This window comes from uncultured Mucilaginibacter sp. (assembly GCF_937859865.1).
Taxonomy (GTDB): domain Bacteria; phylum Bacteroidota; class Bacteroidia; order Sphingobacteriales; family Sphingobacteriaceae; genus Mucilaginibacter_A.
Genome location: NZ_CALMAT010000048.1, coordinates 1 through 26,090, shown reverse-complemented (window position 1 = coordinate 26,090; position 26,090 = coordinate 1). Strand labels below are relative to the sequence as shown.

The 26,090-nt window shown below is 39.5% G+C and carries 25 protein-coding genes; 10 read left to right on the top strand and 15 right to left on the bottom strand.

Going from position 1 to position 26,090, the window contains the following annotated elements; translation table 11 throughout:
- Positions 1-117 precede the first annotated feature (117 nt).
- From Q0192_RS05630 to Q0192_RS05600, 7 genes are all read right to left on the bottom strand, one after another.
- On the bottom strand, positions 118-1,296 hold the full coding sequence (locus Q0192_RS05630; protein WP_299287378.1) for a carboxypeptidase-like regulatory domain-containing protein: 1,179 nt from the start codon (positions 1,294-1,296) through the stop codon (positions 118-120).
- Between the two features lie 490 nt (positions 1,297-1,786).
- A complete protein-coding gene (locus Q0192_RS05625) occupies positions 1,787-2,647 on the bottom strand; it encodes an Rpn family recombination-promoting nuclease/putative transposase (protein WP_299287375.1) in 861 nt (286 codons plus the stop codon).
- Between the two features lie 219 nt (positions 2,648-2,866).
- Positions 2,867-3,316 carry a hypothetical protein gene (locus tag Q0192_RS05620; protein WP_299287372.1) on the bottom strand — a complete coding sequence of 150 codons (450 nt, stop codon included), beginning with the start codon at positions 3,314-3,316 and terminating at the stop codon, positions 2,867-2,869.
- Positions 3,317-3,548: 232 nt separating this feature from the next.
- Positions 3,549-4,025: a GNAT family N-acetyltransferase gene (locus Q0192_RS05615; RefSeq protein WP_299287369.1), complete on the bottom strand. Its 477-nt coding sequence runs from the start codon at positions 4,023-4,025 to the stop codon at positions 3,549-3,551.
- 154 nt (positions 4,026-4,179) lie between these two features.
- Positions 4,180-5,100, bottom strand: a complete 921-nt coding sequence (locus tag Q0192_RS05610; protein WP_299287366.1) for a response regulator transcription factor — start codon at positions 5,098-5,100, stop codon at positions 4,180-4,182.
- A gap of 69 nt (positions 5,101-5,169) precedes the next feature.
- The gene (locus tag Q0192_RS05605; RefSeq protein ID WP_299287361.1) at positions 5,170-5,979 is read right to left on the bottom strand and encodes an SDR family oxidoreductase; all 810 of its coding nucleotides are present in this window, start codon (positions 5,977-5,979) and stop codon (positions 5,170-5,172) included.
- Between the two features lie 162 nt (positions 5,980-6,141).
- Complete coding sequence (locus Q0192_RS05600) at positions 6,142-6,876, bottom strand: SDR family oxidoreductase (RefSeq protein WP_299287358.1); 735 nt, start codon at positions 6,874-6,876, stop codon at positions 6,142-6,144.
- A gap of 201 nt (positions 6,877-7,077) precedes the next feature.
- Between Q0192_RS05600 and Q0192_RS05595 the strand changes: the two genes are divergently transcribed.
- Positions 7,078-7,989, top strand: a complete 912-nt coding sequence (locus tag Q0192_RS05595) for an AraC family transcriptional regulator (protein ID WP_299287355.1) — start codon at positions 7,078-7,080, stop codon at positions 7,987-7,989.
- A 758-nt stretch (positions 7,990-8,747) separates the two neighbouring features.
- On the opposite strand, the gene Q0192_RS05590 is transcribed toward Q0192_RS05595, so the two are convergent.
- The 4 genes from Q0192_RS05590 to Q0192_RS05575 all read right to left on the bottom strand — a co-directional run bounded on the left by Q0192_RS05590 (position 8,748) and on the right by Q0192_RS05575 (position 14,202).
- On the bottom strand, positions 8,748-9,596 hold the full coding sequence (locus tag Q0192_RS05590; RefSeq protein ID WP_299287352.1) for an Rpn family recombination-promoting nuclease/putative transposase: 849 nt from the start codon (positions 9,594-9,596) through the stop codon (positions 8,748-8,750).
- Between the two features lie 230 nt (positions 9,597-9,826).
- The gene (locus Q0192_RS05585) at positions 9,827-10,672 is read right to left on the bottom strand and encodes a hypothetical protein (RefSeq protein ID WP_299287349.1); all 846 of its coding nucleotides are present in this window, start codon (positions 10,670-10,672) and stop codon (positions 9,827-9,829) included.
- Positions 10,673-10,918: 246 nt separating this feature from the next.
- Complete coding sequence (locus Q0192_RS05580; RefSeq protein WP_299287346.1) at positions 10,919-13,480, bottom strand: FtsX-like permease family protein; 2,562 nt, start codon at positions 13,478-13,480, stop codon at positions 10,919-10,921.
- Positions 13,481-13,509: 29 nt separating this feature from the next.
- Positions 13,510-14,202 carry an ABC transporter ATP-binding protein gene (locus tag Q0192_RS05575; protein ID WP_299287343.1) on the bottom strand — a complete coding sequence of 231 codons (693 nt, stop codon included), beginning with the start codon at positions 14,200-14,202 and terminating at the stop codon, positions 13,510-13,512.
- Positions 14,203-14,302: 100 nt separating this feature from the next.
- Between Q0192_RS05575 and Q0192_RS05570 the strand changes: the two genes are divergently transcribed.
- The 3 genes from Q0192_RS05570 (at position 14,303) to Q0192_RS05560 (ending at position 19,855) form a co-directional block, all read left to right on the top strand.
- A complete protein-coding gene (locus tag Q0192_RS05570) occupies positions 14,303-14,986 on the top strand; it encodes an arylesterase (protein ID WP_299287340.1) in 684 nt (227 codons plus the stop codon).
- Between the two features lie 345 nt (positions 14,987-15,331).
- Positions 15,332-18,841, top strand: coding sequence for a PKD domain-containing protein (locus Q0192_RS05565; protein WP_299287337.1), 3,510 nt, complete (start codon positions 15,332-15,334; stop codon positions 18,839-18,841).
- A 3-nt stretch (positions 18,842-18,844) separates the two neighbouring features.
- A complete protein-coding gene (locus Q0192_RS05560; protein ID WP_299287334.1) occupies positions 18,845-19,855 on the top strand; it encodes a type IX secretion system membrane protein PorP/SprF in 1,011 nt (336 codons plus the stop codon).
- A 58-nt stretch (positions 19,856-19,913) separates the two neighbouring features.
- On the opposite strand, the gene rpoN is transcribed toward Q0192_RS05560, so the two are convergent.
- Positions 19,914-21,392, bottom strand: a complete 1,479-nt coding sequence (gene rpoN / locus Q0192_RS05555) for an RNA polymerase factor sigma-54 (RefSeq protein WP_299287331.1) — start codon at positions 21,390-21,392, stop codon at positions 19,914-19,916.
- Between the two features lie 135 nt (positions 21,393-21,527).
- Here rpoN and mscL point away from each other — a divergent pair, with 135 nt between their 5' ends.
- Positions 21,528-21,917 carry a large conductance mechanosensitive channel protein MscL gene (gene mscL, locus Q0192_RS05550; RefSeq protein ID WP_299287329.1) on the top strand — a complete coding sequence of 130 codons (390 nt, stop codon included), beginning with the start codon at positions 21,528-21,530 and terminating at the stop codon, positions 21,915-21,917.
- Positions 21,918-22,182: 265 nt separating this feature from the next.
- Positions 22,183-22,848 carry a cyclase family protein gene (locus Q0192_RS05545; protein WP_299287326.1) on the top strand — a complete coding sequence of 222 codons (666 nt, stop codon included), beginning with the start codon at positions 22,183-22,185 and terminating at the stop codon, positions 22,846-22,848.
- Positions 22,849-23,019: 171 nt separating this feature from the next.
- On the opposite strand, the gene Q0192_RS05540 is transcribed toward Q0192_RS05545, so the two are convergent.
- From Q0192_RS05540 to Q0192_RS05530, 3 genes are all read right to left on the bottom strand, one after another.
- The gene (locus tag Q0192_RS05540) at positions 23,020-23,430 is read right to left on the bottom strand and encodes a type II toxin-antitoxin system VapC family toxin (RefSeq protein WP_299287323.1); all 411 of its coding nucleotides are present in this window, start codon (positions 23,428-23,430) and stop codon (positions 23,020-23,022) included.
- Complete coding sequence (locus tag Q0192_RS05535) at positions 23,412-23,630, bottom strand: hypothetical protein (RefSeq protein ID WP_299287320.1); 219 nt, start codon at positions 23,628-23,630, stop codon at positions 23,412-23,414. Before Q0192_RS05535 ends, Q0192_RS05540 begins: the two co-directional genes overlap by 19 nt.
- A gap of 168 nt (positions 23,631-23,798) precedes the next feature.
- Positions 23,799-24,689 (bottom strand): ChaN family lipoprotein, encoded by an 891-nt coding sequence (locus Q0192_RS05530; RefSeq protein ID WP_299287317.1) that lies wholly within the window; start codon positions 24,687-24,689, stop codon positions 23,799-23,801.
- 116 nt (positions 24,690-24,805) lie between these two features.
- On the opposite strand from Q0192_RS05530, the gene rpmH reads away from it, so the two are divergent.
- The 4 genes from rpmH to tsaB form a co-directional block, all read left to right on the top strand.
- Positions 24,806-24,964 carry a 50S ribosomal protein L34 gene (rpmH, locus tag Q0192_RS05525; RefSeq protein ID WP_299287314.1) on the top strand — a complete coding sequence of 53 codons (159 nt, stop codon included), beginning with the start codon at positions 24,806-24,808 and terminating at the stop codon, positions 24,962-24,964.
- 82 nt (positions 24,965-25,046) lie between these two features.
- A complete protein-coding gene (locus Q0192_RS05520) occupies positions 25,047-25,430 on the top strand; it encodes a ribonuclease P protein component (protein ID WP_299287311.1) in 384 nt (127 codons plus the stop codon).
- Positions 25,427-25,669, top strand: a complete 243-nt coding sequence (gene yidD / locus Q0192_RS05515) for a membrane protein insertion efficiency factor YidD (protein WP_299287308.1) — start codon at positions 25,427-25,429, stop codon at positions 25,667-25,669. The genes Q0192_RS05520 and yidD overlap by 4 nt, the downstream gene beginning before the upstream one ends.
- Before the next feature lie 5 nt (positions 25,670-25,674).
- The coding region (gene tsaB / locus Q0192_RS05510; RefSeq protein WP_299287305.1) for a tRNA (adenosine(37)-N6)-threonylcarbamoyltransferase complex dimerization subunit type 1 TsaB at positions 25,675-26,090 on the top strand (416 nt) is incomplete at its 3' end.

The window sequence follows — 26,090 nt, the reverse complement described above, 5'->3', positions numbered from 1 at the left end:
AAAAGAAATGAGACAAATAGTTTAACGGCCAAAGGTAACTTGCTATATTTCCAGATCATGATTTAAAGATAGTGAAAATACATCACAAGTTATCAGAAGTGAAATAGCATGCTTCTTTTAGGGGGCATAATCTACCGGCAGCAGTTCGGCCAACTTGTCGTTCGCCCAATCGCCTTCGTACAAAGTACTTTGCGGGGAGATCACTACACCATTCAAATCAAACAAAGCATATTGGGCATATAAAGTGATGATGCTGGTGGCATTGCTTTCCAAATCAAGCGGACGGTAAACATTGTCCAAATTGTTGGGATCGCTTTTTTTGGTATAAACAACATACAAACAATCAGGAAAAGTAAGCGCAAACAAACCGGGCTGCTCTGTGCGCCGCAATACATCTTCCTCATGCAAAGGTTGTTTAATCAGGTTTTCGATATACCGCGGTTCCTGCGCCTTTTCGTTCCAGTAGTTTACCGAATCGCGGTTGTTGCTTTTGTTAAACTTTGCATATTTCTGCTGCAAAATTTCTTCCGGCAGGCGTTTTGGGTTTGGCCGCCGTTGCAACTGGCGGATCACGAAACCTTCCTGCTGTAAATGCTGCTGGTACAAGGCGCGGAAAAAGTGCATGCTCGAACCGTAATAAGCCAGTCGCCGTTTTTCCTGCCATTTCTTTTTTTGCGATTCGCTGCCTTTTAGTTCTTCAAACAACACCTGCCCTTGATAACGGATAATGCTGGTAAGCGAGCTGCTTTCAAATTCCTTAATCAAAAAACGGACTTTATAACCTAAAGCCCGGTTTTCGACCTCCAAAAACTCATCCGTAGATGCTTCCAGCGTTTGCGTTTTTTTATGGTAAATAAGGTAAACGGCGTGCGGGTTTAGCACTTTGCAAAGTTTGGCGTTTTCTGTTGTGCCAATAAAATTCCTGATAAACAAAGCATAGTTTTTTTTCCAGTTGGCACTGGTGGTGATAACAACTTCCCGCATTTGTATCGGTTTGGGCATCATTTCGATGGTTAGTTGCTGCGGTTTTGTGCCCACCAAAATGCTTTGGTTATAAGTTTCGTAACCCAAAATAGAAACCACCAAATTGTACTGACCAGGTTTTACACCGGTTAGCGTAAAAGTCCCGTCTTCGGCCGTAACGGTTCCAAACGTAGCGTTGCTGAGAAAAACACTGGCTTTGCCCAACGGGCCTTTGGTATCAATCGCGGTTACCTTTCCGGAAATGGTGCCGTTTTGTGCCCATAAAACCGACGGCAGAAAAATAACCAGGAAAAAACAAAAGAAAAAACGCATGGCTAAAAGTAACAGAATTTCGGCTAAAGATTTATGTAACCTTAGTTTTTAGTTGATAAAAGAAGCATGTAACTAAAATTTTGCGGAAGGTGAACCAAGCCTTCACAAAAAAATCCCTGCCTTTTGCAAAGCAGGGATTGAACTAAAACAGAACATTAACCAAATAATTTCTAAAACCGCTTTCTTCTACGTGGGCTTAGTTAAAAGGGTTTCGCTTTTTTGAAATTATTTTTCATGGTACCAAAATTATTTTTTCAGCTATAATTTTTTTTCGGCAGTCAATATTCTCCGGAAGCAAATGTGGTTCCATCTGTTTTGATATTGTCTTTAATTGGATTTTTTTACCAAGTTCTGAAAGTCTTGGTGCAGAGGAGGAAGCCTGCCATGCTTCTTTTACCGAATAATAATTGGTATTGATTATAGTCGGATTTCAGATTGGGGCTTTAAAAACAGGATTACCAATCAGGGGCTATCGGAATGTTTTTTAAAACTACAACTTTTCTATTTCACTTTCGGTAAGGCCCGTCAATTCAGATATATCTTTAGGTGAAATCCCCTTCAGTTTCATCTTTTTTGCAACTTCTATTTTGCCTTCTATTTTGCCTTCTAACTTGCCTTCTATCTTGCCTTCGTCAAAAGCGGTGTCAATAACGCCTTTTAGATCACGGTATGTTTTTAAACTGTTTTCATAACTGTCTAATTCGTTCTGGTTAAACTTTGCAAGTTCTGCTTTTTCAAAGGCTTGTATAAAAACTTCATCTTTAAAAATGGTGGGTATTGACTGGAAGTCTTCCAAGTGCTTGATAAAATACAGCCATTGGTCTAAACGGGTTTCCAATTCGGCTTCCGCCTTTTTGAAATTTGGCATTTCCAAATAAATGTAGGTCAACTTATTGTAGAAAACCTGCCCGTTTTGGTTTTTCAACTTAATGGTGTGCACGACCTCGCTTTTCTCTGGCTCGTTTTCATAATCGTCAAAAGTAAAATCTAAGATGCCAACACAATAAACTGCTTTGAGGTTGTAGTTCCATTCGCCTTTTTCGGCCTGTTCCCGAATAGGAAAAGTGGAATAGTAAATTGTCCTCTCTTTGAAGTAATTCTGTTTGGCTTTTTGCAGCTCCACGATAAACTTTTCACCGTTTTCATTTTCACAATAAATGTCGTAAATAGCTTTTCTGTCTGATTCTGTTTGTCCTAATTGTTCGGTGTTTTTAAAAGTTAGGTCTGCTATTTTATTGGTTTGAGGCAAAAGTGCATTCAAAAAATCAAGCAAAAGCGGTTTGCTGGCTTCTTCGCCAAAAATTTTTTTAAAACCAAAATCTGTAAACGGGTTAATGTATTTTGCCTTCATGTTGCTTGGATAACCTTGTTGACAAATTTACATTCTTTTGTTAGAGTTTTGGTTTAGCTGTTTGGTTTTAATAAATTAACGGACGTTTTTTAGGAAAAGGTACTATACTTCTTTTATCAGGTAAAAATTGGTGTGTTGTTTTTTTAATGATTAGAAATCCATAGTTCAAAAAACAAGATTGCAAATTTGGATTATTGGATTGGAGTTACATAACCAATTTCACTTTTTCACAAAAATAGCCGTCAATGCTGCTGATTCTTCTTCTGTAAGTTCGAAAACAGGATAGCCGCCTGGTTTAAAAATTGGCAAATCGTCCAGCACAACGCCGCTTTTGTTCCTGATTAAAAATTCGTCTGTAAAGATACAGAAGTAACCGCCTTGTTTTTCGCTGTTTGGTGTCCAATGGTAAGGCACTTTAGGTGTGGCAAACAACAGGCCGTTATTCTTAATTTCAATCACTTTGTCGGCATATTCGGAAGTGCTGCTGCCATTGATCAAACTGATTTTATAAAACGCCCTTGTGTTATAAGGCATCACTTTTTTTGTTTTAAACTGCGCAACTACTTCTTTGTTTTTGAAAACGTTAAAATGCCCAATCTCCTTACTGATTTCTTCGGGTATCGTTGTTCCGATTGTTTTATACCAATCGGTAAGTGAGATAGTTTCCATGTTTGATCTGATCTGCAAAAATCAAATATAACAAATTTAGCAACGATGGAAAGAATTGGATTTTTTCGATTACATAGTTTTAAATATGGATTGCAGCAATGCTTCTTTTATCGTACAATTTTCAGAAAAAGAAAAATTTAAAACATTAAAAAGTTACATTAACAATCCGGAGACAGCTAAGGCTCAAACTCAAATTATCTGATCAAAGTTTTACCAAACTTTTTGGTTCAATTTACAATGCTAGTTCCATTTTTATTGTTGCCCTGATATAAGGAACATCATCAAGCGGAACTACTTTGAAACCATTTTTAAAGTACAGATTAAGTGCATTAATTAATTTTTGATTTGTATAAAGAATTATGCTATTCAAACCAAGTTCTTTAGATTTTTCAATGGCTTTTTCTATTAAAGATTGCCCAATTTTTTGTTCTTGATAACCTGGGTTAACTCCCATTCGGGTTAGTGCATATTGCTGATCGGTTATTTTTTCTAAAGCAACCGAGCCTACAATTTGATTTTCGTATTGGGCCAAAAAAATAAACCCTCCTTTATCAATAATTTCCTGTTGCGGATTGTTGAAAGCTTTTTTATCAAGTTCGGTAACTTCAAAGTATTTTTCAATCCACTCGTAGTTTATATTTCTAAAGATTTCCTTAAACTCTTCACGATAAGTAATAATTTTAACTTTGTTTTCTGCAGATAAGTTCATGCTTTAATTAATTTGAATTGATGCAAACACCAATTTTTATAGGGTAAAAGAAGCATTGACTTAAAGTGTTTTAATGTTAAAGAATTGGGTTTGGAATGTATAGTTCAAATATTAAATTGTAAACTTTGACTAAATAAAGATTTATTTTTAGAAGTTAATTAAACGAAGACCGGAACTCTAAAGGCGATAAGTTTGTCTTGCTTTTAAATATTTTGTTAAAAGATTGCGGATGCTCAAACCCCAATTGATAAGCTACTTCTGCAACGGTTAAGTTGCTGGTAGATAATATTTCTTTTGCCTTTTCAATCAGCTTGTTGTGGATGTGTTGCTGTGCGTTTTGGCCGGTTAAAGACCGAAGCATATCGCTTAAATAACTTGGCGAAACGTTCAATTGTTCTGCCAGGTTTTGAACCGTTGGCAAACCTTGCATCAACGCTGCTTTGCTGTTGAAATAGTTGGTTAAAAGCGTTTCCATTTGTTCCAGTAAATCATTGCTTGCTGCCTTACGGGTGATGAACTGCCGCTTATAAAAACGGTTGCTATAATTTAACAATACTTCGATGTAAGAAACCGTAACGTCCTGGCTGATATCGTCTATTGTTGTGGTAAGTTCCTTTTCGATATTTTCAAAAACAGAAACAATAGTTTGCAATTCGGTTTCTGAAAGATGCAATGCTTCGTTTACCGAATATAAAAAGAAACCGTAATCTTGGATCTTTTTTCCCAGCGGATAATTTCTGATAAAATCAGGGTGAAGGAGTAAAGTATATCCTTTAAAATCGGAATTGGCCTCCAAACATGCAAGCAATTGGTTGGGCGAAATAAAGATCATACCACCTTCATCAAAATCATAATAATTTTGTCCGTATTTCATTTTCCCCTGAAACTTTCGGGTATAGGATATTTTGTAAAAGTTTAATATATAGGAAGGCGGAAGTTTTCTCAGGGCTGTTTCAATTGCACCAAAATCAACAAGGCTGACCAAAGGATGCAAAGGTTTCGGCAAACCTAAAAAAGAATGCATTTCTGAAATTGAATTGAAAATCACCGGTGCTTCTTTTTTTTCGGTCTTCATTTTTAAAGTTTTAAGGCAGGCAAAATCTAACCTTGGATTTTGCCTGCCAAATTTAAAAATTTAATAAATTTACTTCTCAAAAAACATCTTGTCAATGTCTTTTCTAAATTGCTCATTGCCCACTTTTAAACGTTCGTTATATAAGTATTTGGCATCATCGCCGGCCACATATCTTATCTGGTCTTTGCCGTCTGTGGCAGCTTCATAAACAATTGAAGCGATGTGTTCGGGAGAGGATAAAGTTCCCATATTCGGATTGTTGGCAAAAGCTGAAAATGTTTTATCCAACAGTTCATCATAAGCAGGATGTTTTGCCAAATCCAATGAACGGCTGATAAAATCAGTTTCGGTGCTGCCCGGTGAAACTGTTTTAATCCCAATCCCAAATTTACTTAGTTCGAACGACATACTTTCACTCCAGCCTTCTAAAGCCCATTTACTTGCATGATAAATAGAAAAGAATGGGAAAGTAACCAATCCGCCGATGGACGTAGTGGAGATAAAAAGCCCGCTTTGTTTTTCCCTGAAATGCGGTATAAAAGCTTGTGTAACCCGCATTGCGCCAAGCAAATTTGTTTCGAGTTGTCTTACAATTTGTTCGTCGGCCATGCCTTCCATCGGTCCGGCCAATCCATAACCTGCATTGTTAAAAACGACATCAACAGGCCCTAACGCAATTGCTTTTTGTGCTGCTTCCTTTATTTGATCCAAGTTTGTAACATCCAATGGCAACAAAGTAATATTGCCAACGAGGTTTAGTTCTGTTTCGTTTTCGGGTTTTCGCATCGTTGCAATAACTTTCCAACCATTTTCGGCAAATAATTTCGCCGTTGCTTTTCCAATGCCTGTTGAGGCCCCGGTGATGAAAATTGTCTTCATTTTTTTGTTTTTAAATTGAAGTACAAAGGTTGGCCGTCCGGATTTTTTAAGTGTAGCCTAATTGAAGAATGGTGTAGCCAAAATGGGGAAGGGCTTGAAATTCGGAATGCTTCTTTTATCGTATAAAAATTGGTATCAATAAATGGATAATCCCCGACATGTTTATACCAGCGCCATCCCGCCATCAACATTTAATTCTACACCGGTAATAAACTTCGAGTCATCTGATGCTAAAAACAAAACCGCTGCTGCAATTTCCTCAGGCTGGCCAAGCCTGGCAAAAGGAACACCCGCAACTATCGCATCAACCGTTTCTTTTGGCGCATGCGCTATTATTGCCGTATTGATTGGTCCGGGACTAACCACGTTTACACGGATCCGCCTGCTTTTTAACTCAACAGACCAGGTGCGTGCAAAGACACGAAGTGCCATCTTGCTTGCACTATAAACGCTCATACCTTCCATCACTTTTGAAATTACTGCGGTTCCCGTCATGATGATGGAACCTTCGTCCTTAAATAACGGCAACGCTTTTTGTATTGTAAACAAGGTTCCTTTTGTGTTCACATTAAAGTTTTTATCAAAATGTTCTTCAGTTATAGAACCTATGGAGTTACCAAACTCGCCAAACCCGGCACTGGCATATAAAATATCAATGTGGCCTTTTTCTGTCTTAATGGTTTCAAACAATCGGTCCAGATCGGCAAGGTTTGCAGAATCACATTGCACACCTGTTACATTGCTGCCAATGGTTTTTACAGCTTCGTCCAATTCTTTTTGGCGGCGGCCGGTGATAAACACATAAGCACCTTCTTCTACAAATAGTTTGGCAGTGGCCAGGGCCATGCCTGAGGTAGCGCCGGTAATTACGGCAACTTTGTTTTCTAACTTTTTCATGAATTTAATTATTGGTATTGTTGATATAATTTTGTTGACAGGATCGGATTCGTTTTCTAATTATTTTATTATGATCCGGTTGTAGGTTTTACAGTTGTTCTTAATGTTTTGATTATTTACAGTACAAAAATAGTTTTCCGTTTTAACACTCATGGTATTAAAAGATGTTTTATATTTGCTCATTCGTATCAATTTATTTAAATGGACGCTTTAAGTACCGTAATAGAAGCAACAAAACTTAAAAGTATAGTATACAATAAGCTTGTCGTTTCGTCTCCCTGGGGTTTGGATGTAGCGAAGGATGAAAACTCACAATTTTGGAGGTTGATTAAAGGAAGCTGTTTTATTGGCTTATCTAACGGACTAACCGTTGAAATGAAAGAAGGGGATTTGGTATTTATCCCGCATGGCTCTTCGCATTGGATAGCAGATAAAACAACAAGCAGGCGTGTGCCCTCGGCTGAATATGTTAAAGCGCGGCAAACGGGTATTCCTATTTTTTGTACCGGGGGAGAGGAAACAACCATTATCGGAGGCCATTTTCAATTTGAAGACCAGGACATCCATCCTTTTTTGAAAGATTTACCGCAAATTATCCACATAACTCAATTTGAAACCAAACATCAGCTATTGCTACAGCATACGGCTCAATTGATTCTTGCCGAACTGAACGATGAAAAGCCAGGCAGTAAAGTAATGCTGAAGTGCCTGGCAGAAATGGCTTTTATCAACATTATAAGGGCTTATCTGGAGCAGGACGCTCCGGAAAGCGGTTTTCTTTCTGCATTGAACGACACCAGGATCAGCAAAGCTTTGAAATTAATGCAGGATTCGCCACACATCGAATGGACGTTAGAATTGCTGGCACGCGAGATTGGAATGTCGAGGTCGGTTTTTTTCAACCGCTTTAAAAAATTGATTGGCGAGACGCCCTTAAATTACCTCACCAACTGGCGAATTATGAAGGCCAAAGAAATTTTAATAACAAATACCGATAACATCAGTGCGATAGCGGTAAATGTTGGTTATCAGTCGGAAGCTGCATTTAACAGAGTTTTTAAAACCAAAACCGGCCAAACCCCGGCCATATACAGAAGAAGCAAAGTAAATTAAAGTTATGGCTCAAACAGTTAAAGTAAATAGTGTACAACCATTGCCAAACAAAAAAAGTTTAAAAGCCAGGTTTCTGCTGTTTGGATTTGTTAAAGCAAATAAATTTTAATTTGTCGTTTCTATGAGCCTGTTTAAATTTATATAAGAAAAAATGTTAATGCTTCTTTTCCCTTACAAAAATTGGTGTTAGCATCAACCCAAAAATCAAAAAATTAATTTCTCCAATTTTTAGGTAATAAAAGAAGCATAAAAAATAAAATGAACAGAATTTAAACAGGCTTTATATTGTAAACAAAAAACCAGGTTTGAAAGTAGGTTTTAATCTAAACCGGGGAAATTTAGAATGCTTCTTTTATCGTATAAAAATTGGTGTTGATGTTGCCGGTTTGCGCCATAAAACGGCTGGCAAAAAACCCGAAAAGCACAAACAAAACCGCATGGCTAAAAGTAACAGAATTTCGGCTAAAGATTTATGTAACCTTAGTTTTTAGTTGATAAAAGAAGCATGTAACTAAAATTTTGCGGAAGGTGAACCAAGCCTTCACAAAAAAATCCCTGCCTTTTGCAAAGCAGGGATTGAACTAAAACAGAACATTAACCAAATAATTTCTAAAACCGCTTACTTGTACGGTGGCTTGGTTAAAAGGGTTACAGTTTTTTGAAATTATTTTTAGCTGTGTAGAAATTATTTTTTCGGTTACTAATTTTCTTTTCAAATTTCAATGTTTTAGAAGTAAACGTTGTTTTTAAAGTTTTGATCATAACTTTTCTATTTCATTCTCAGAAAGTCCGGTTAATTCAGCTATGTCCTTTGGTGAAAGCCCTTTTAATTTCATCCTTTTTGCAACTTCTAACTTGCCTTCTAATTTACCTTCTGTCTTGCCTTCATCAAAAGCGGTGTCAATAACACCTTTTAAATCACGATAGCTTTTCAAACTGTTTTCGTAATTGTCCAATTCAATTTGGTTAAACTTTGCAAGTTCGGCTTTTTCAAAAGCTTGTATAAAAACTTCATCTTTAAAAATTGTTGGGATGGTTTGAAAGTCTTCCAAATTTTTAATAAAATACAACCACTTGTCTAAGCGGCTTTCCAGTTCGGCTTCCGTTTTTTTGAAATTTGGCATTTCAAGATAGATGTAAGTCAGCTTGTCATAAAAAGTTTTACCATTTTGGTTTTTCAACTTAATTGTATGCACAACTTCGCTTTTCTCGGTTTCGTTTTTGTAATCGTCAAAAGTAAAATCCAAAATACCAACACAATAAACTGCTTTTAAATTGTAATTCCATTCGCCTTTTTCGGCCTGTTCGCGAATCGGAAAAGTGGAATAGTAAATAGTCCTTTCCTTAAAATAGTTTTGTTTGGCTTTTTGTAGTTCCACAATAAACTTTTCGCCATTTTCATTTTCACAATAAATATCGTAAATAGCTTTTCGGTCGACTTCTGTTTGTCCTAATTGTTCGGTGTTTTTAAAGGTTAAATCTGCTATTTTGTTGGTTTGAGGCAAAAGCGCATTCAAAAAATCAAGCAAAAGCGGCTTGCTGGCTTCTTCGCCAAAAATCTTTTTAAAGCCAAAATCGGTAAACGGGTTGATGTATTTTGCCTTCATATTGGTTGCCTAACTTGGTCAGCAAATTTATATTGTTTTGTTAGGGTTTTTTGTTTACTTGTTTGAATAGGTTACGGTTTTGTACTGTAAAAATTAGGTATGCTTCTTTTATAGGGTAGAAGTTAATGTTAGTTTAGAAAGTAAGTTAGAAACATGAAACTCAAAAATATAGATTATAGATTGTAAATTTGGACTGATGGATTAACTAAAAATTTTCTCTTTGTATTATTCTAAAATTCTTCATTAAAAATGTCAAAACCTTTTGGAATGTGTTTAATCAACATTTTATAACCTAAATAAATATAAGGAATACCTAACAATGGAAGAATTATATTAAAAAAGGGAGAGTTTTCAGTCACAGGTTCTAATTTATGGGGATTGTAAAAAGAAATTGTACAAAAAAGAATACCCACTAAAATAGTTACCCATCCTAAAATTCTTATCATTGTTTTTCGTTTAATTTTTGTTATGTTACCATTTAATATTTCGAATATTCTTAAGGGTAATATTGAATAGTTAATTTCTTTTCGTCTAATGTTTTTAACGGATTTTATTGTTCCTGAAATAGATAAGTCGTCGCTTGAATTTCCAGTATGAAAGAGTTGTAAAACTATACCATCCTCGTAATCAAAAAAATCGAAAATTATTGATATTGACTTATTGTCTTCACTAATATCTATTTTGAAATCATTAGAATTATTTTTTTGAAACAATATTTCTGCATATAGAATATCAAATTCCTCTGATATATTTAGTTTTAAAGGATGATTTATCGCAACATTACTTGAATCAATTGTCTCCTTTCCGTCGTTCCAAAAAGCTATCTTAGAAATAGAAAGATTGTTAACTTTCTCGCCTGAGTATAGGATTTGAACTGTGTCAATTTTCTGGAACTTTTCTTTTACCAAATTTATCGTTCTTATAATGTAAACTGGTAACCTGCTTTTTTTACTTTTAAAATAGAAGTAAATCGTAAAAACAATTCCAAGAATAGCCAGTAATAGTGATATTAAATTTAAAAGTGGATTATTATTGAATAAATCATAAATAGATGTTGTTAAGTCCTTTAAGTTCATTTTTTACTATATCTTAATGCCGTTATTTTACAGTAGTAATAAGTTTAATTACTTTTCTAAAATATATATTTAATTCAAAAGTATTAGGCTTAAGGTCAAAAATAAACAAAAAAATCCCCACCGTCTCCGGCAGGGATTTTAACTAAAACAGAACATTAACCAAATAATTCTAAAACCACTTACTTCTACGGCAAGCGATAGCGAATAGTTACACCTTTTTTTATTTTTCTCGAAAATAAATTTCGGTTACACATCTGATCGTAAAACTTCTAACGGCGGCTTGTTTAAAATACCGCGACTGTTAAACAGGCCGATCAGAACCGTAATCAGCGCGACTACAAAAAACAGGATGACCACGGGCAGCAAAGGCGGCGAAAAGGCGGTATCAAAACTGTATTTGGCCAAAGCCCAGCTTCCCGGCACGGAAATTAAAATACCGGTTAACGCCGCAATGGAGCCGAGGAAAAAGTATTCCAGCCCGGTGATAATCAGGATTTGCCTTTTGCTAGCGCCCAAAGTCCGCAACAATACGCTTTCCTGGATGCGCTGGTATTTGCTGATGAGCACGGAAGAAACCAACACAATCAATCCGGTTAAAATACTGAAACCTGCCATAAAACGGATGACGAAACTAATCTTGCCCAAAATATCGTCCAATAATTTTAAAACCAAAGCCAGATCAATAATCGAAACATTGGGAAATTGCTTCACCACGGCCTGCTGGTATTTGGCCGAAGCGGTGGTAGAAGGTACGTGCGTGGTAAAAACAAAATATTGCGGCGCCTGCTCTAAAACACCTTTGGGAAACAGCACAAGGAAATTGGTTTGGATGCGGTTCCAATTTACTTTCCGAAAGCTGGCAATATGCGTTTCCATGTTTACACCTTGCACGTTGAACAAAAGTTTGTCGCCAATTTTGATGTGGTTGTGCTGTGCAAATTTCTCTTCGATGGAAATGGGAATGTTGTTGGCAGCAGGATCAGCTTTTCCAATCCAGTTGCCTGCCGTTATTTTCTCCGAAGAAACCAACGAATCGCGGTAGGAAACACGGTATTCGCGACTAAAAACCTGACGGGAAACATGTTTGGAAGTGTCTTTTTTGTAGAAAGCGGCGTTCTTTCCGTTTAGTTCTTCCAAACGAATGGTTACAATCGGCACCATTCCAAACACCGGCAAATGTTGTTGTTTGGTTAAATCCACGACTTGCTGTTGCTGGTTGCTTTGGATGTCAAACAAAATTAAATTAGGCTGATTGCCGCCGGAAGAAAGGTTAATCCGGCTTAACAAAATGGATTGGATAAAAAATAAAGTACTGATAAAAGCAGTGCCCAAACCAATGGAAACTAGCAAAATAATGGTTTGGTTGTTGGGCCGGTACAAGTTGGCAAAACCTTGCCGCCACAAATAACTCCAGGAAAGCGGCAGGAATTTGCGCAGCAACCACATAATCAGCGTGGCAATTCCGGTCAGCACAAAAAACGCCAGCAGCACAAACGCGGTAAAAGACAATGCCTGTTTCCAACTATTCAATTGCAGGTAGGTAAAAACAGTAATAAAAGCCACAATCAGTAAATAAACCAGCCATTTTAAAGGGTCGCGTTTTTGGTTGACGGATTCATCCGAAACGCGCAAAGTGTTTAACGGAGAAATATTTCGAACCGAAACCAGCGGCAGCAAAGCAAACAACAATGAAATGACTACGCCCAACAAAATTCCGGTGCCGATGGAAGCCCAGGAAACTTCAACTGTAATTTCAATCGGCAGAAAATCTTTAAAAGCAATCGGTAGAATTTGCTGCACCAGTGTTCCTAAAACCGCGCCCAAAACTGAACCGATAAAACCGATGATGACGATCTGGATCAGGTAAATCAAAAAAGCTTCGGTAGATTTTACGCCCAAACAACGCATAATGGCAATTGCTTTCAGCTTTTCGCGCACATAAATATGGATGGAACTGGCCACGCCGATGCAACCCAAAAGCAAAGCCACAAAGCCAACCAAAGCCAAAAAATGTGTGAGATCCTCAAAAGAACGCGAAGTTTGTTCTTTTTGCGAAGCCACCGTTTGCAAACTCAAATCTTCTTTATCTAAACGCGGTTCTATGTTGGTGGTCAGTTTTTCGATGTTTTCTTTGCGGTCATACTTGATGTAATAACTGTAATTAATACGGCTGCCACGCTGCATCAAACCAGTTTGTTCGAGGTAGGAGAGCGGCATATAAATTACCGGCGCAACAGAAGCAGAAATGCTGGTTTGCCCAGGCGCTTTGTCCAAAATACCGGCAATGGCAAACGTTACTTTTCCTATTTTGATGGAATCGCCGGGATGCGCGTTAAATTGCAGCATCAGGTTGCGGTCGGCCAGCACTTGCTGTTTCTTCCGGAAAGTGGTTGCTGCGGAAGCCGGCGTGGTTTCAATGGAACCATAATAGGGAAAATCGCCTTGTAAAGCACGAACTTCTACAAAACGCGTTCCTTGGTTTTTGGTGAAAAGTGCCATCGAAACAAAACTGCGTTGGGTTGATTTTCGGTCGCCTAAAGAATCAACCAGACTTTGAATTTGGGGCGAAAGCGGTTTGTTGCCCGAAATTACGATGTCAGCACCAACCAGTTCTGCGGCCTGCCGGTCAATATCCTGCCTCAAATTAAAACCGAAAGAATAAATGGCAACGAGCGAGGCGATGCCCAGCACAATGGAAGAAATAAAAAGGAACAGCCGCGACCGGTTTTTACGGCTGTCGCGCCAGGCCATTTGCAGCAGCCAGCCAAAATTGATGGGGCGTTTATAATTGATGGAATCTGTGTTCATTAAAAAAAGGGCGATAAAAGAAGTATGTGTTAAATTGCGGCGGCGGTGCGCTCATCAGAAATTAAATTGCCGCCTTTGATGCGGATAATGCGCTGGGTTTTAGAAGCCAGTTCCATATCATGCGTTACCAAAATCAGTGTGGTCCCGCTTTCGCGGTTCAGGTCAAACAAAAGCTTTACCATTTTTTCGCTGGTTTCGGCGTCCAGGTTTCCTGTCGGTTCATCGGCAAACAAAATTTTTGGCTGATTGGAAAAGGCACGCGCCAAAGAAATACGCTGCTGCTCGCCGCCCGAAAGTTGGGTTGGATAATGATGGCTTCGGTCTGCCAGCCCAACTTTATCCAGCAAATCCATCGAGCGGGCGCGGCTGTTTTTCTCGCCCCGCAATTCCAACGGAACCATCACGTTTTCCAACGCAGTCAGCGTAGGCAGCAACTGAAAGTTTTGAAAGATAAAACCCACATATTGGTTGCGGACTTGTGCGCGTTCATCTTCGCTTAAATTATCCAAACGAATGTTGTTGAGTTCCACCAAGCCGGAAGTGGAACGGTCTAAACCGGCGCAAAGGCCAAGCAACGTGGTTTTTCCGCTGCCGGAAGGGCCAACAATGGCAAAAGTGGAACCTTCATCCACCGAAAAATTGATATTGTTTAAAACGGTTAAAGTATTGCCTGCACTTTTATATGTTTTGGTGAGGTTTTCTATTTTGAGGATATTGTTCAAAAGATTGAAAGATTAAATATGTGGAAATGTACGTTTAAAGCTAAACTTAAATGTCGGGCTTATGTTTAAGAAACAATTTCAGCAATTTTGTTACGCTTTTATGCAAAAATTATTTCCCTTTTCCGCGCTTGTGTTCCTGGTTTTTTTCTGCGGGTGCGGAAACAGTTCTCAACCTAAAACCAACACTGAAAAAGATACGGTAAAAGAAGTATCGGCTAAAACGCAATCGCAAAAAAGTATCTTGTTTTTCGGAAATAGTTTAACGGCCGGTTACGGTTTAGATGATCCGCAAAACGATGCTTTTCCGTCTGTTATTCAGCAAACTATTGATTCGCTGAAACTGCCTTATAAAGTGGTAAACGGTGGTTTAAGCGGAGAAACTTCGTCGGATGGCAAGAACCGGATCAATTGGTTGCTGCGCCAGCCGGTGAATGTTTTTGTGTTGGAATTGGGCGCGAACGATGGTTTACGCGGAATTCCAGTTGCCGAAACGGAAGCAAGTTTGCAATCCATCATTGATCAGGTAAAAGCAAAATACCCGAAAGCAAAATTGGTGATGACGGGCATGCAGGTGCCGCCAAACATGGGCGGAACGTATGCCAGCGATTTCAAAAAAGTTTTTCCAAAGTTGGCCAAAAAGAACAACATGGCTTTGGTGCCTTTTTTATTAGAAAATGTAGCGGGAAACCGGGATTTAAACCAGCGCGACGGCATCCACCCAACGGCAAAAGGCGCAAAAATTGTGGCGCAAAATGTTTGGCAGGTTTTAAAAGATCAGCTATGATACTGTTTTTACCGGTGTTTTTTTAAGATTAAAGCTTCGTCCATTTTTGCTTCGTTCAAAATAAACCGAAACAAGTTTACGGTTCAATTCTCTTTCCAAACAAAAATATTGCCTGAAGAAGCCGACTGGTTTTTCAAATATTAAAATTTGAAATAGTATAATTTAAACTGCTTTTTTTTAGTATGTTCGGATGTTTTTTTGCTGAAAAAATTTTTTGTAAAGAAAGATTGTCAGTGAAATAATGAGCATAACTTATCCGATTTAACTTTTATACGCTTAATAAAATTTATAGGTTACCGAGAAACCAAAAATTGTGGGCACAAAAATTAAGGCAGTAAAAGAAGCATGATAAAAAAATTTACTTTCTGTATTTTTTATTTGTTGCTGATGCTTGCCTTTGCCGGTTCGGTTTTTGCGCAAACCAACAAAGGAACGGATTTTTGGGTGGCTTATATGGACAATGTCCGCGGAGTTACCAGCAATTCGTCTTGCCAGATGAGTTTGTATTTAACTTCCGATATCAGCACTTCGGGTACCATAACCGTTGCCGATGGAAGCTATTCAACGAGTTTTAATGTTACGGCCAACCAGGTTACCGAAGTGGTGATGCCACAATCTGCTTTTCTAGGCACCGAAGGGCAATCGTTAAAAGGCATCCACATTACCGCCGCCAACCCGATTGTGGTTTATGCCCATATTTATGCTTCCAATGTTTCAGGCGCCACATTGGTTTTGCCGGTGAATACTTTGGCTAAAGATTATTACTCGATCAATTATACGCAACGCTCGAACGAGGGAAATTCTTATTCGGCTTTTGTGGTGGTTGCTACCGAGGATTCTACAATGGTTGAAGTTACGCCAGCCGCAACCTTGCTGAGCGGAAAAGCTGCTAATGTGCCTTTCACTTTGAATCTGAAAAAAGGCGAACTTTACCAGGGATTGTCGGCTACGGATTTGACCGGCACGCGCATCCGTTCGGTTAGTTCTGGCACAAATGTTTGCAAAAGGATTGCGGTTTTCTCCGGAAGCAGTAAAATTTATATCGGCAACGGTTTGACAACTTCTTCAGATAACCTTTTTCAGCAGGTTTATCCAACCGCATCTTGGGGCAGAAATTATGTAAGCGCGCCGCTTAGCCACCGGCCTTATGATACTTTCCGGATCATCATCAGCGACCCATCTACCAAAGTAACTTTAAACGGTTCGGTTTTAAGCAATGCTTCTTTTACCAATGGTTTTTATTACGAGTTTAACAGCACAACGCCCAACGTAATCAGTGCCGATAAACCGATCCAGGTGGTGCAATATGCCATTACGCAAACCAATTCCAGCCCGGTTACGCCACCGCCCGGAGCCGATGTGGGCGACCCGGAAATGATCTACCTTAACCCGATTGAGCAAATTGTAAATAACGTAACGCTTTATTCGCCAACGGCTTACCGTATTTTGCAAAGTTACATCAACGTCATTATTGCCACTTCGGCAGCGCCAAGTTTTACGATTGACGGTTCGGTGCCTGCCGCTGGTTTTAAACCGGTTCCGGGAAATACGGCTTATGCTTACGGACAATTTCCGGTTGCTTCGGGCACGCACAATATCAAAGCTTCAACTGGTTTTAATGCCATTGCTTATGGTTTTGGCAATGCCGAGTCTTACGGTTACTCGGCCGGGACAAACTTGCGGAACCTGAACGAGTTTGTGCAAGTTAAAAACAGCATTGGCGACAGCATTGCCAGCACTTGTGTTGGTAACAATGTAAGGCTGGAAGTTTCGCTCCCGTTCCAAACCAAACAGCTTATTTGGGACCCGCAAAACGGCAATGCTGTTTTTACCGACAATAATCCAACCTTGGTTAGCCAAACGGTTAAAGACAACAAGCCTTTGTACACGTATAGCTATCCAAAAATGGTTGCTTATGCAAAACCTGGCTTGTACGATGTAAAGGTTAAAGCTTTTAATGCCATTGCAGATGCCTGCGGAACGTATGAAGAAGTGAATATTGATTTTACGGTTTATGACAATCCGGTTGTTGCGTTTACTGCCCGAGCCCAAAATTGCCCGTCGGACACTTTAAGTTTTACTGATAAAAGCAATGGGGCAGGGGCAACCATCAAAGCCTGGAACTGGAATTTTGGCGATGGCACAACTTCAAGCGTACAAAACCCAACGCATACTTACAAGCAATCAGGAGATTTTATAGCCACTTTAATGGTTACCAATTCCAATGGTTGTACTTCGGCTTTGGATTCCCAAAAAGTACATATCTATGCCAAGCCGGTTTCCAAGTTTATAGTTTCCAATCCGGATTGTGCCAGCAAAGCGGTTACCATCACAGATCAATCAACTTCCGCCGAAGGCACCATCAACAGTTGGGTTTGGAGTTTTGGCGATGGAACGAAGCAAACGCAAACGAGCAACGCACCATTCCAACATACTTATAAAAATGCAGGAAACTACAATGTGCAATTAATTACTTACACCAATTTAGGTTGCCACAGTGATTCGGTTGGCGTTCCGTTAATCATTCATCCGCTGCCTGTTCCTGATTTTGTTTTGCCTAAAGTTTGTTTGTCAGATACGTACGCAAATTTTACCGATAAAAGCAGTATTAGCGACCATACCGAATCAGGCTTTACGTACTTGTGGAATTTTGGCGATGCCGCTGCAACTCCGGCCAACCCGAATACTTCCACCCAAAAAAACCCACAGCATAAATATACTAACGCGGCACTTTATCAGGTTAAATTAACGGTTACTTCTGCAGACGGTTGTTTTGCCGATACGACAATGAATTTTACGGTAAACGGGGCAACGCCAAAAGCTGATTTTACCGTTTTAAATACCGGTAGTATGTGCAGCAAACAGGCGTTGATGATCAGAAATAAATCTTCTGTTGACTTTGGAAAGCTGAGCAAGGTGGTGGTTTATTACGATTATACCAACCATCCGGACCAGTTTGAAACCGATGACAGCCCGGAAACCGATAAATTGTACAGCCACCAATATCCGGTTTTTCATGCCCCGGCTACCATCAACTATACGGTTTTGATGCGTGCTTATTCGGGCATTACTTGTGTAGACGAAAAAATGCAGGTGGTTACGGTTAATGCCGATCCGCAAGTTTCGTTATCCATCCCAGCCAGTACTTGTGCAGAAATTGACCCGTTCCAGGTTGTCGCTACAGAACTGAACGGCGCTAACGGAACAGGTACTTTTTCGGGCAAAGGCATTTCGGCTTCGGGCTTGTTCAGCCCGGCGGCGACAGGGCTGGGCATCCAAACCATCACTTATATTTTTACGGCACAGAATGGCTGTGCCGATACGGTTTCAAAACAAATCACCGTTTATCCGACACCAAAAGTAAATGCAGGCAAAGATATATTGATCCCGGAAGGGGAAAGTGCTACACTAAATGCAACCGCATCCGGCAATAAACTGACGTATAAATGGACACCTTCCACCGGTTTAAACTTCGATAATATTTTAAACCCGGTTGCCAGGCCAAACGTAAATACTATTTATAAGCTCACGGTATCTTCTGCCGATGGTGGTTGTACCATCGCAGATGAAGTTATGGTAACCGTATTGAAAGCGCCGGTAATCCCAAATACTTTTACACCCAATAACGATGGCATCAACGATATTTGGAACATCCAAAATTTAGACAGCTATCCGGACGTTACCGTAGAAATATATAACCGCTACGGACAGCAAATTTATTACTCTAAAGGATATTCCATACCTTGGGACGGACGTTATAAAGGGGCAGAATTACCAGTGGGAACCTATTTTTATGTTATTAACCCGGGCAGCGGAAGAAGCAGAATGGCAGGCCCGATCACCATTATCAGATAAGCGATGAGGAAACTAATTTTTACTTTTTTATACTGTTTTTGTGCAATGGGAGCGTGGGCGCAGCAAAAGCCGCAGTATACCCAATATATTTTCAACAATTACCTGCTCAACCCAGCCATAACCGGGATTGAAAGTTATACTGATATTAAGGCTGGCTACCGCAACCAGTGGTCGGGCCTGGATGGTGCGCCGGTAACGATGTTTTTTACCATCCAAACACCAATTGGCAATAAATTTATTCAGGGCGATCCCATGAGCCAGCCAGGGTCAAATGATGACCCGATGAGCCGGTCGTACGTGCAAGATTATCAGGCGGCGGCACCGCACCACGGCATTGGTTTTACTTTGGTTTCTGATAAAGCCGGTCCAATCACCCAAAACAATTACGATCTTACTTACGCTTACCATTTGGGCATCACCAGCAACTTGAATATTGCGGTTGGTGTTGCAGCAGGTTTGGCCAGTATCAATTTAAATACCAGCCAAATTACTTTGGAAAATGCGCTCGATCCGGCCATTGCAAACGGCCAAAACAGCCAGTACAAACCAGATCTCGGCCTGGGCGTTTGGGCGTATTCTGCCCGGTATTTTGTGGGCGTTTCTGCACAGCAGGTTTTGCCGCAAACCTTGTTTTTCTCTTCCAATTCCAACTACAACCAAAGCAAAACCGTGCCGCATTATTTTGTAACGGCAGGCGTAAAGCTGTTTTTGGCAGAAGATATTACCTTGCTGCCTTCGGTAATGTTTAAATATGTAAACCCAGTGCCATCTACTTTTGATGTAAACATGAAACTGGCTTTTCAGGATAGGTTTTGGATCGGGGCTTCTTACCGCCATAACGATGCTATTGCCGGCATGGCGGGCATTAACATCGGCAGCTTTTTAAATGTAGGTTATGCTTACGATCATACCACATCCAACTTAAACACCGTAAGCAACGGTACGCACGAAATTATTTTGGGCGTGATGCTGAACAACTTATACAAAGTGGTTTGCCCGAGAAGGTTTTGGTGATGCTTCTTTTACCGCACTAAATTTTAGCCGATAAAAGAAGCATTGTACTGTTTTTGATTTACAGCTCTTTTCTTAAACGCGCCACCGGAATGTTCATCTGCTCGCGGTATTTGGCAACCGTTCTTCGGGCGATGTTGTAACCGGCATCTTTTAAAATTTCAGTCAGTTTTTCATCGGCCAAAGGGTGCAGTTTGTCTTCTTTGGCAATATTTTCTTCCAATATTTTTTTCACTTCTTTGTTGGAAACTTCTTCGCCGCTTTCAGTTTGTATGGCTTCCGAAAAGAAAGATTTAAGCAGATAAGTGCCATGTTCCGTTTGCACATATTTAGAATTGGCAACGCGCGAAACCGTAGAAATATCCATCCCGATCTTATCTGCAATATCTTTTAAAATCATGGGGCGCAGGTTTTTTTCGTCGCCCGTCAAAAAGAAATCGTACTGATAATGCATAATCGCGTTCATCGTTTTCAGCAGCGTTTGCTGGCGTTGTTTGATCGCGTCAATAAACCACTTGGCCGAATCCAGCTTTTGCTTCACAAACTGCACAGCTTCTTTCAGCTTCTTGTCTTTTTGTGCCGATTTATCATAATGCTGAAACATATCCTGGTAAGAACGGCTTACGCGCAGTTCCGGTGCATTTTTCGCATTCAAAGTCAAAATCAAAACGCCATCACTGTTGCGAATATGAAAATCCGGGATCACCTGCATTTGCTTGGTATTGATCTCGTTGGAATCGCCGGGTTTTGGGTTGAGTTTTAAGATTTCGGCCACAATTTCCTTCAGTTCATCATCGTGCAGGTTTAAAGATTTTTCGAGTTTGTCGTAATGTTTCCGCGTAAATTCGTCCAGATAATGTTCCACCACCTGGATGGCTTTTCTGATCACCGGAATATTGGTGTCTTTTCTCCGAAGCTGGATCAGCAAACATTCCTGCAAATCGCGCGCGCCAACGCCGGCTGGGTCAAAACTTTGGATCACCTTTAGCATGTCTTCCACTTCCTCGTCCTCGGCCATAATATTTTGGGAGAAGGCCAAGTCATCCGTGATGGACATAATCGGGCGGCGCAGATAACCATCGTCGTCCAAACTGCCGATAATCTGCTGGCAAACCCTGAAATCTTTATCCGATAAAGGAAGCAAATCCAACTGGTTTTGCAGCTTCTCGAAAAACGAACTTTGGATGGCAATCGGCATTTCTTTCCGTTCTTCCTCGTCGTCTCCGTTTTGGTCGAAACGGCTGCCGTAATCGTTCAGGTTGTCTTCCTGCAAATATTCGTCGATGTTAAACTCGTCGAAATCTTCACCGCTGCTCTCTTCTTTATTAAAATTATCGTCGTCCGGGTCGCGGTCAGGATATTCCTCCACGGGTTCCGTCATATTGGCCAAACTCAAATCCTCCAGCGCCGGGTTTTCCTCCAACTCTTCTTTGATGCGTGCATCTAAAGAAACCGTTGGCACTTGCAGTAATTTGATAAACTGTATTTGCTGTGGCGAAAGCTTTTGAAGTAGTTTTTGTTGTAAATTTTGTCTTAACATACGAGGCCTCAAAAATACATTAAAATTGATGATACCTAAAGGTAACGTGCTGTTTTTACAGCATATTTTTGGTTGTTATACGGCAGTTTTTACTAACTTACACCAAATTAATTCTTAAAACCAAAAATAAACGATATGGGCTTTTTGACAGAATTTAAGGCTTTTGCACTAAAAGGAAACGTGATTGACCTGGCTATTGGTGTGGTTATTGGTGCCGCTTTCGGTAAAATTGTAAGTTCGTTGGTGGATGATATTATCACGCCGGCCATTTTAACGCCTGCATTAAAAGCGGCCAAGCTATCCAATTTAAGCCAGTTGGTAATCCCCGGAACGGCTATTAAATATGGCAACTTTTTATCACAAGTAATTGCGTTTTTAATTGTAGCCGTTGCCTTGTTTTTGATTATCCAGGCCATCAATAAAATGCAACGCAAACAACCCGTTGCAGCGGTGGAAGTGAAGGCGACGAAAGAAGAAATGTTGCTGACGGAGATTCGGGATTTGCTGGCGGGACAGAAAAAATAGGGGTAAAAGAAGTATGGGTGAAATTACTATAATCCGTATTAAGATTAGAACTTTTAGTTGAAGATTAAGATTGTAAATGCTGGATAGTAAACCAACTATTGACTTAAAACGATCAAATTATTGGAATAGGTAAACATTAATTAAAAATTGACTAAAGTAGCAATAGGATTCAGGCTCTATGGTTGCACAAACAAAAAACTATGAGCCAGAAATCCAAGACTAAGCTTAAAAAAGAAAACTAATTAACGAAAAAGTAATAAAAGATATGTTTATTGATTTAAGCCACACAATTCAAAACGGTCTTGTAACTTATAAGGGTCTGCCAGCACCTATTATTTGTGACTATTTAAGTAGAGAAAACTCAAAACAGTTTTACGAGAAAGGAACGGAATTTCAAATTGGAAAAATTGAGATGGTAACAAATACGGGAACGTATATTGACTGTCCCTTTCACAGGTTTGAAAACGGTAAAGACCTTTCAGAAATAGGATTAGAGAGTTTTACAGACCTTGACGCAGTTGTAATAAGAATTCCATTTTCTAAAACATTAGAAATCACAGAAGAGCATTTAAAAAATCACGAAATTAGAAATAAAGCAGTTTTAATTCATACAGGTTGGGATAGCAATTGGAATACAGAAAGGTATTATGAAAATCACCCCTATTTGACAGAAGAAGCCGCTAAATATTTAAAAAACTGCGGTGTTAAATTAGTAGGTATTGATTCTCATAATATTGACAATACATTAGGTAAAACAAGGCCTGTTCATACAACACTTTTAGAAGTAGAAATTTTGATTGTTGAGCATCTTTGCAATTTATATCTATTGCCAAACAATGGGTTTACTTTTAGTGCAATTCCGCCCAAGTTTAAAGGCGTTGGAACATTTCCTGTAAGAGCGATGGCTAAATTGACTAATGAACAATATTGATAAAGCAAAGAACTGTTGAAAGCTTCTACTGGTCTGAATTTGCAATTCCAGTTTTTGAGCTACAGATTTCCAATCTGTTTCAACACTAAAAAATACCCGGTAAAAACAGCATCAAAAATCTTTCGTTCCCGAGCCTTCCGTTACAATTACAAAATCGCCAACTTGTTCCAATTAATTTAAGATACTTGTATCCCTGATTTCCCAAGGATTGCAAGTTTTTAAATTGTTGATTGTTTTAAAATCGGTTGTGTTTCGGGTCAATAATATTAAATTATTGGCTAATGCTGTTGCGGCAATAACGGCATCTGGCAATTTAATCCTATTATTTTTGCAAATGCTAATTGTTAAATTTATAATGTTATCATTTAAATTTAATACCAAACATTCATTTACAAATTCAACCAAAGTTTGATAGGTTGATTCATCAAGAGAATTGAAGCGTAAAACCTCAATTTTGTTTATGACAGAGATAGTAGGACTGTCATCAATTACAATGTTCAAAAATTGCATTCCTGAAGTTGGAATCTTATTATCCAGATAACCAATAATAACATTTGAATCTATTAAATATCCCTGTTCCATTCGTTACGGCCTTCAGTTATTAAGTTTTGAAAGTCGTTATATTGTGCATCTGTAAGTTTTAATGAACCTGCAAATCGTTCTGATAACTTCTTTTTAGGTTCGATGTTTTTTTTGAGAACTTTAACAAGGTGCAATGCTTCAAGCCCTTCAATAAGTTTATAAGCATTTTGGTCGTTTATTTGAAGCAAAATAGTTTCCATGTTTTAATTTGGTTCTTAAACAAATATACACATTTGATTCTTTTTCAACCGATAAAAACAGTATTAGAAAACCTTCGTTCCAGATCTGGTCGGTTATTACAATCCCGATTTTTGAACTACAGGTTTTCAATCTGTTTCAACACTAAAAAACAACCGATAAAAACAGCATCAAAAACCTTTCGTTCCCAAACCTTCCGTTACAATTATAAAATCGCCCATTTTACCCAACTTATTCCAGTCCGGTTTATTAAAATCTTCTGAACCATAAGCCGCAATATTTTTGACGGAAGCCTGGGGCAAATACTTTTTAAACTGGGCAACTGCGCCCAACTTTTCCTCACTATGAAAACCACCGTTGATCTGAAAAACCGTAAAACCCAGATGCGTTTTTAAGAAAGAAGCGACTGACCAACCCATCGTGGCGTCCCACAGGTTTTGCGCCTGGTACATTTCCATGCCGCCCATCGCGTGGCCGCCCATAATTGCATCAAACTTAGTTAGATAAGCACCGGTTGCGGTATCAATCGGCAAGGGCGGCAGGTAAGATTTTCCGGTTTTATCCAATTGGTTCAGTGATTTTAAACCCAATCGGCTAACCATATTGGTATATCGCGAAGCTGCATTTGCGGCAATAACCGGCAAATGGTTTTCTTTTGCATACTCTACCAACGGCCGGTAATCTTTATAATTTGGCCAGACGCGTGCATCAACCACATAGTTTTTCTCGCGGATCAATCCGGCTAAATATTCGTTCAACACATTCTGGCAATCGGTCTCAAACATTTCCATAGACAACGCCACTTGTTTTGGGTGCGCTTCGTTCAGCTTTTGCAAAATTGTTGCTTCCAAAACATGGCTGACCGAATCGTTGTGTTCTTCGCCAAAAAACACCGCATCGGTTTTGTTTAAGGCTTTAACCAACTCGTCAATTGTAATTATTTTTTTAGTGGAAGTTTGATAGATTTTGTAAGAAGAAGCATCTTGGGAAAAAGCATCAACACAAAATGCAAACAGCAAAATAATAGTGGCAATGCTTCTTTTAGCAGGTAAAAATTTCATAAAAACAAAAAATAGATGATTTAGCTTTGGATAAAATCCAATGTTGCGTTGTAATTTTGAAAAAACAACCCTATATTTGCGCTCTTGTTTTAAAAAGCGTATAACACCACAAAGATATGAAAAGAACGTTCCAGCCTTCACAGCGTAAGAGAAGAAATAAGCATGGTTTCCGCGAGCGGATGTCATCAGCAAACGGCAGAAGGGTTTTGGCCTCAAGAAGGGCAAAAGGCCGCAAAAAACTGAGCGTATCTTCAGAACGCCGCCACAAAGGATAAGCTTTTGTTTTTTTCCTGTGATCGGCAGGAACTGCTGACCTGACCGGTTTCTTGATTTAAACCAACCGGTCCCTCCAATTTCATGAATACTTTACCAAAAGAAGAACGGTTATCCGGCATCAGGCTCATTTCAGCTTTGTACGATAACAGCTCTTCTTTTTTGTGTTATCCGTACAAAGTGAACTGGCGGCAGGAAACTTTTGCAGATGCAGTTCCGGTTAAAGTGCTGTTTTCCGTCTCCAAAAAAAGGTTTAAACGGGCAGTTGACCGCAATTTATTGAAGCGGAAAATGCGCGAAAGCTACCGGCAGCAAAAGCAGGAATTTCTGTTTCCACAGGTAAAAATTTCGGAAAAGCAATTGCTGGTTTCGTTGGCTTACATCGGCAAAGAAGTGGAAGATTATGCTTTGATGATGAAAAAAATGCAGAAAGCCTTGCAGCAATTAGCCGAAAAACTGGCATCGTGAACACAATTGGAAGACTTTTACGTCAACTCATCAGCAGTTTTTTTTTGCTGCTGATCCGTTTGTACCAAATCCTGCTTTCGCCAATTTTGGGTGCTTCCTGCCGCTACACGCCAACCTGCTCGCAATACGGCATAGAAGCCATCCGAAAATACGGGCCGTTTAAAGGCGGCTGGCTTACGCTAAAACGCATCGGCCGCTGCAACCCCTGGGGCGGCCACGGCCACGATCCTGTTCCTTAATTACCATGAGTTTAATCCTGCAAATAGAAACTTCTACCACGTCTTGTTCGGTTGCTTTGGCAAAAGACGGAACTGTGCTTTCTGCCAAAACCATCAACCAAAGGAACATTCATGCCGAAGTGATTACTGTTTTTATCGGTGAAATTTTTGCGGCGAACGGGTTAACATTTGAAGAAATGGATGCAGTTGCCGTAAGTTCTGGCCCGGGTTCGTACACCGGTTTGCGCATCGGCGTTTCTACGGCCAAAGGTTTGTGTTTTTCGTTGGATAAACCACTGATTGCCATCGAAACTTTGCAGGCAATGGCTTCCGGCTATTTATCCCGCATAAAAGAAGTATCGGGAGAATTTTTGTGGGGCCCGATGAGTGATGCGCGCCGGATGGAAGTTTATACCGCTTTGTTCGACCAGCAATTGAACCG

Excerpts from the sequence above, each read along its gene's own strand:
- Q0192_RS05540 (WP_299287323.1), bottom strand. The coding sequence starts at position 23,430 with ATGGAACAGGGATATTTAATAGATTCAAATGTTATTATTGGTTATCTG.
- Q0192_RS05565 (WP_299287337.1), top strand. The coding sequence starts at position 15,332 with ATGATAAAAAAATTTACTTTCTGTATTTTTTATTTGTTGCTGATGCTT.
- Q0192_RS05530 (WP_299287317.1), bottom strand. The coding sequence starts at position 24,689 with ATGAAATTTTTACCTGCTAAAAGAAGCATTGCCACTATTATTTTGCTG.
- rpmH (WP_299287314.1), top strand. The coding sequence starts at position 24,806 with ATGAAAAGAACGTTCCAGCCTTCACAGCGTAAGAGAAGAAATAAGCAT.
- Q0192_RS05560 (WP_299287334.1), top strand. The coding sequence starts at position 18,845 with ATGAGGAAACTAATTTTTACTTTTTTATACTGTTTTTGTGCAATGGGA.
- Q0192_RS05620 (WP_299287372.1), bottom strand. The coding sequence starts at position 3,316 with ATGGAAACTATCTCACTTACCGATTGGTATAAAACAATCGGAACAACG.
- Q0192_RS05615 (WP_299287369.1), bottom strand. The coding sequence starts at position 4,025 with ATGAACTTATCTGCAGAAAACAAAGTTAAAATTATTACTTATCGTGAA.
- Q0192_RS05625 (WP_299287375.1), bottom strand. The coding sequence starts at position 2,647 with ATGAAGGCAAAATACATTAACCCGTTTACAGATTTTGGTTTTAAAAAA.
- Q0192_RS05535 (WP_299287320.1), bottom strand. The coding sequence starts at position 23,630 with ATGGAAACTATTTTGCTTCAAATAAACGACCAAAATGCTTATAAACTT.
- Q0192_RS05585 (WP_299287349.1), bottom strand. The coding sequence starts at position 10,672 with ATGAACTTAAAGGACTTAACAACATCTATTTATGATTTATTCAATAAT.
- Q0192_RS05600 (WP_299287358.1), bottom strand. The coding sequence starts at position 6,876 with ATGAAAAAGTTAGAAAACAAAGTTGCCGTAATTACCGGCGCTACCTCA.
- rpoN (WP_299287331.1), bottom strand. The coding sequence starts at position 21,392 with ATGTTAAGACAAAATTTACAACAAAAACTACTTCAAAAGCTTTCGCCA.
- Q0192_RS05590 (WP_299287352.1), bottom strand. The coding sequence starts at position 9,596 with ATGAAGGCAAAATACATCAACCCGTTTACCGATTTTGGCTTTAAAAAG.
- Q0192_RS05605 (WP_299287361.1), bottom strand. The coding sequence starts at position 5,979 with ATGAAGACAATTTTCATCACCGGGGCCTCAACAGGCATTGGAAAAGCA.
- Q0192_RS05570 (WP_299287340.1), top strand. The coding sequence starts at position 14,303 with ATGCAAAAATTATTTCCCTTTTCCGCGCTTGTGTTCCTGGTTTTTTTC.
- Q0192_RS05580 (WP_299287346.1), bottom strand. The coding sequence starts at position 13,480 with ATGAACACAGATTCCATCAATTATAAACGCCCCATCAATTTTGGCTGG.
- Q0192_RS05520 (WP_299287311.1), top strand. The coding sequence starts at position 25,047 with ATGAATACTTTACCAAAAGAAGAACGGTTATCCGGCATCAGGCTCATT.
- Q0192_RS05595 (WP_299287355.1), top strand. The coding sequence starts at position 7,078 with ATGGACGCTTTAAGTACCGTAATAGAAGCAACAAAACTTAAAAGTATA.
- Q0192_RS05630 (WP_299287378.1), bottom strand. The coding sequence starts at position 1,296 with ATGCGTTTTTTCTTTTGTTTTTTCCTGGTTATTTTTCTGCCGTCGGTT.
- mscL (WP_299287329.1), top strand. The coding sequence starts at position 21,528 with ATGGGCTTTTTGACAGAATTTAAGGCTTTTGCACTAAAAGGAAACGTG.
- Q0192_RS05545 (WP_299287326.1), top strand. The coding sequence starts at position 22,183 with ATGTTTATTGATTTAAGCCACACAATTCAAAACGGTCTTGTAACTTAT.
- Q0192_RS05610 (WP_299287366.1), bottom strand. The coding sequence starts at position 5,100 with ATGAAGACCGAAAAAAAAGAAGCACCGGTGATTTTCAATTCAATTTCA.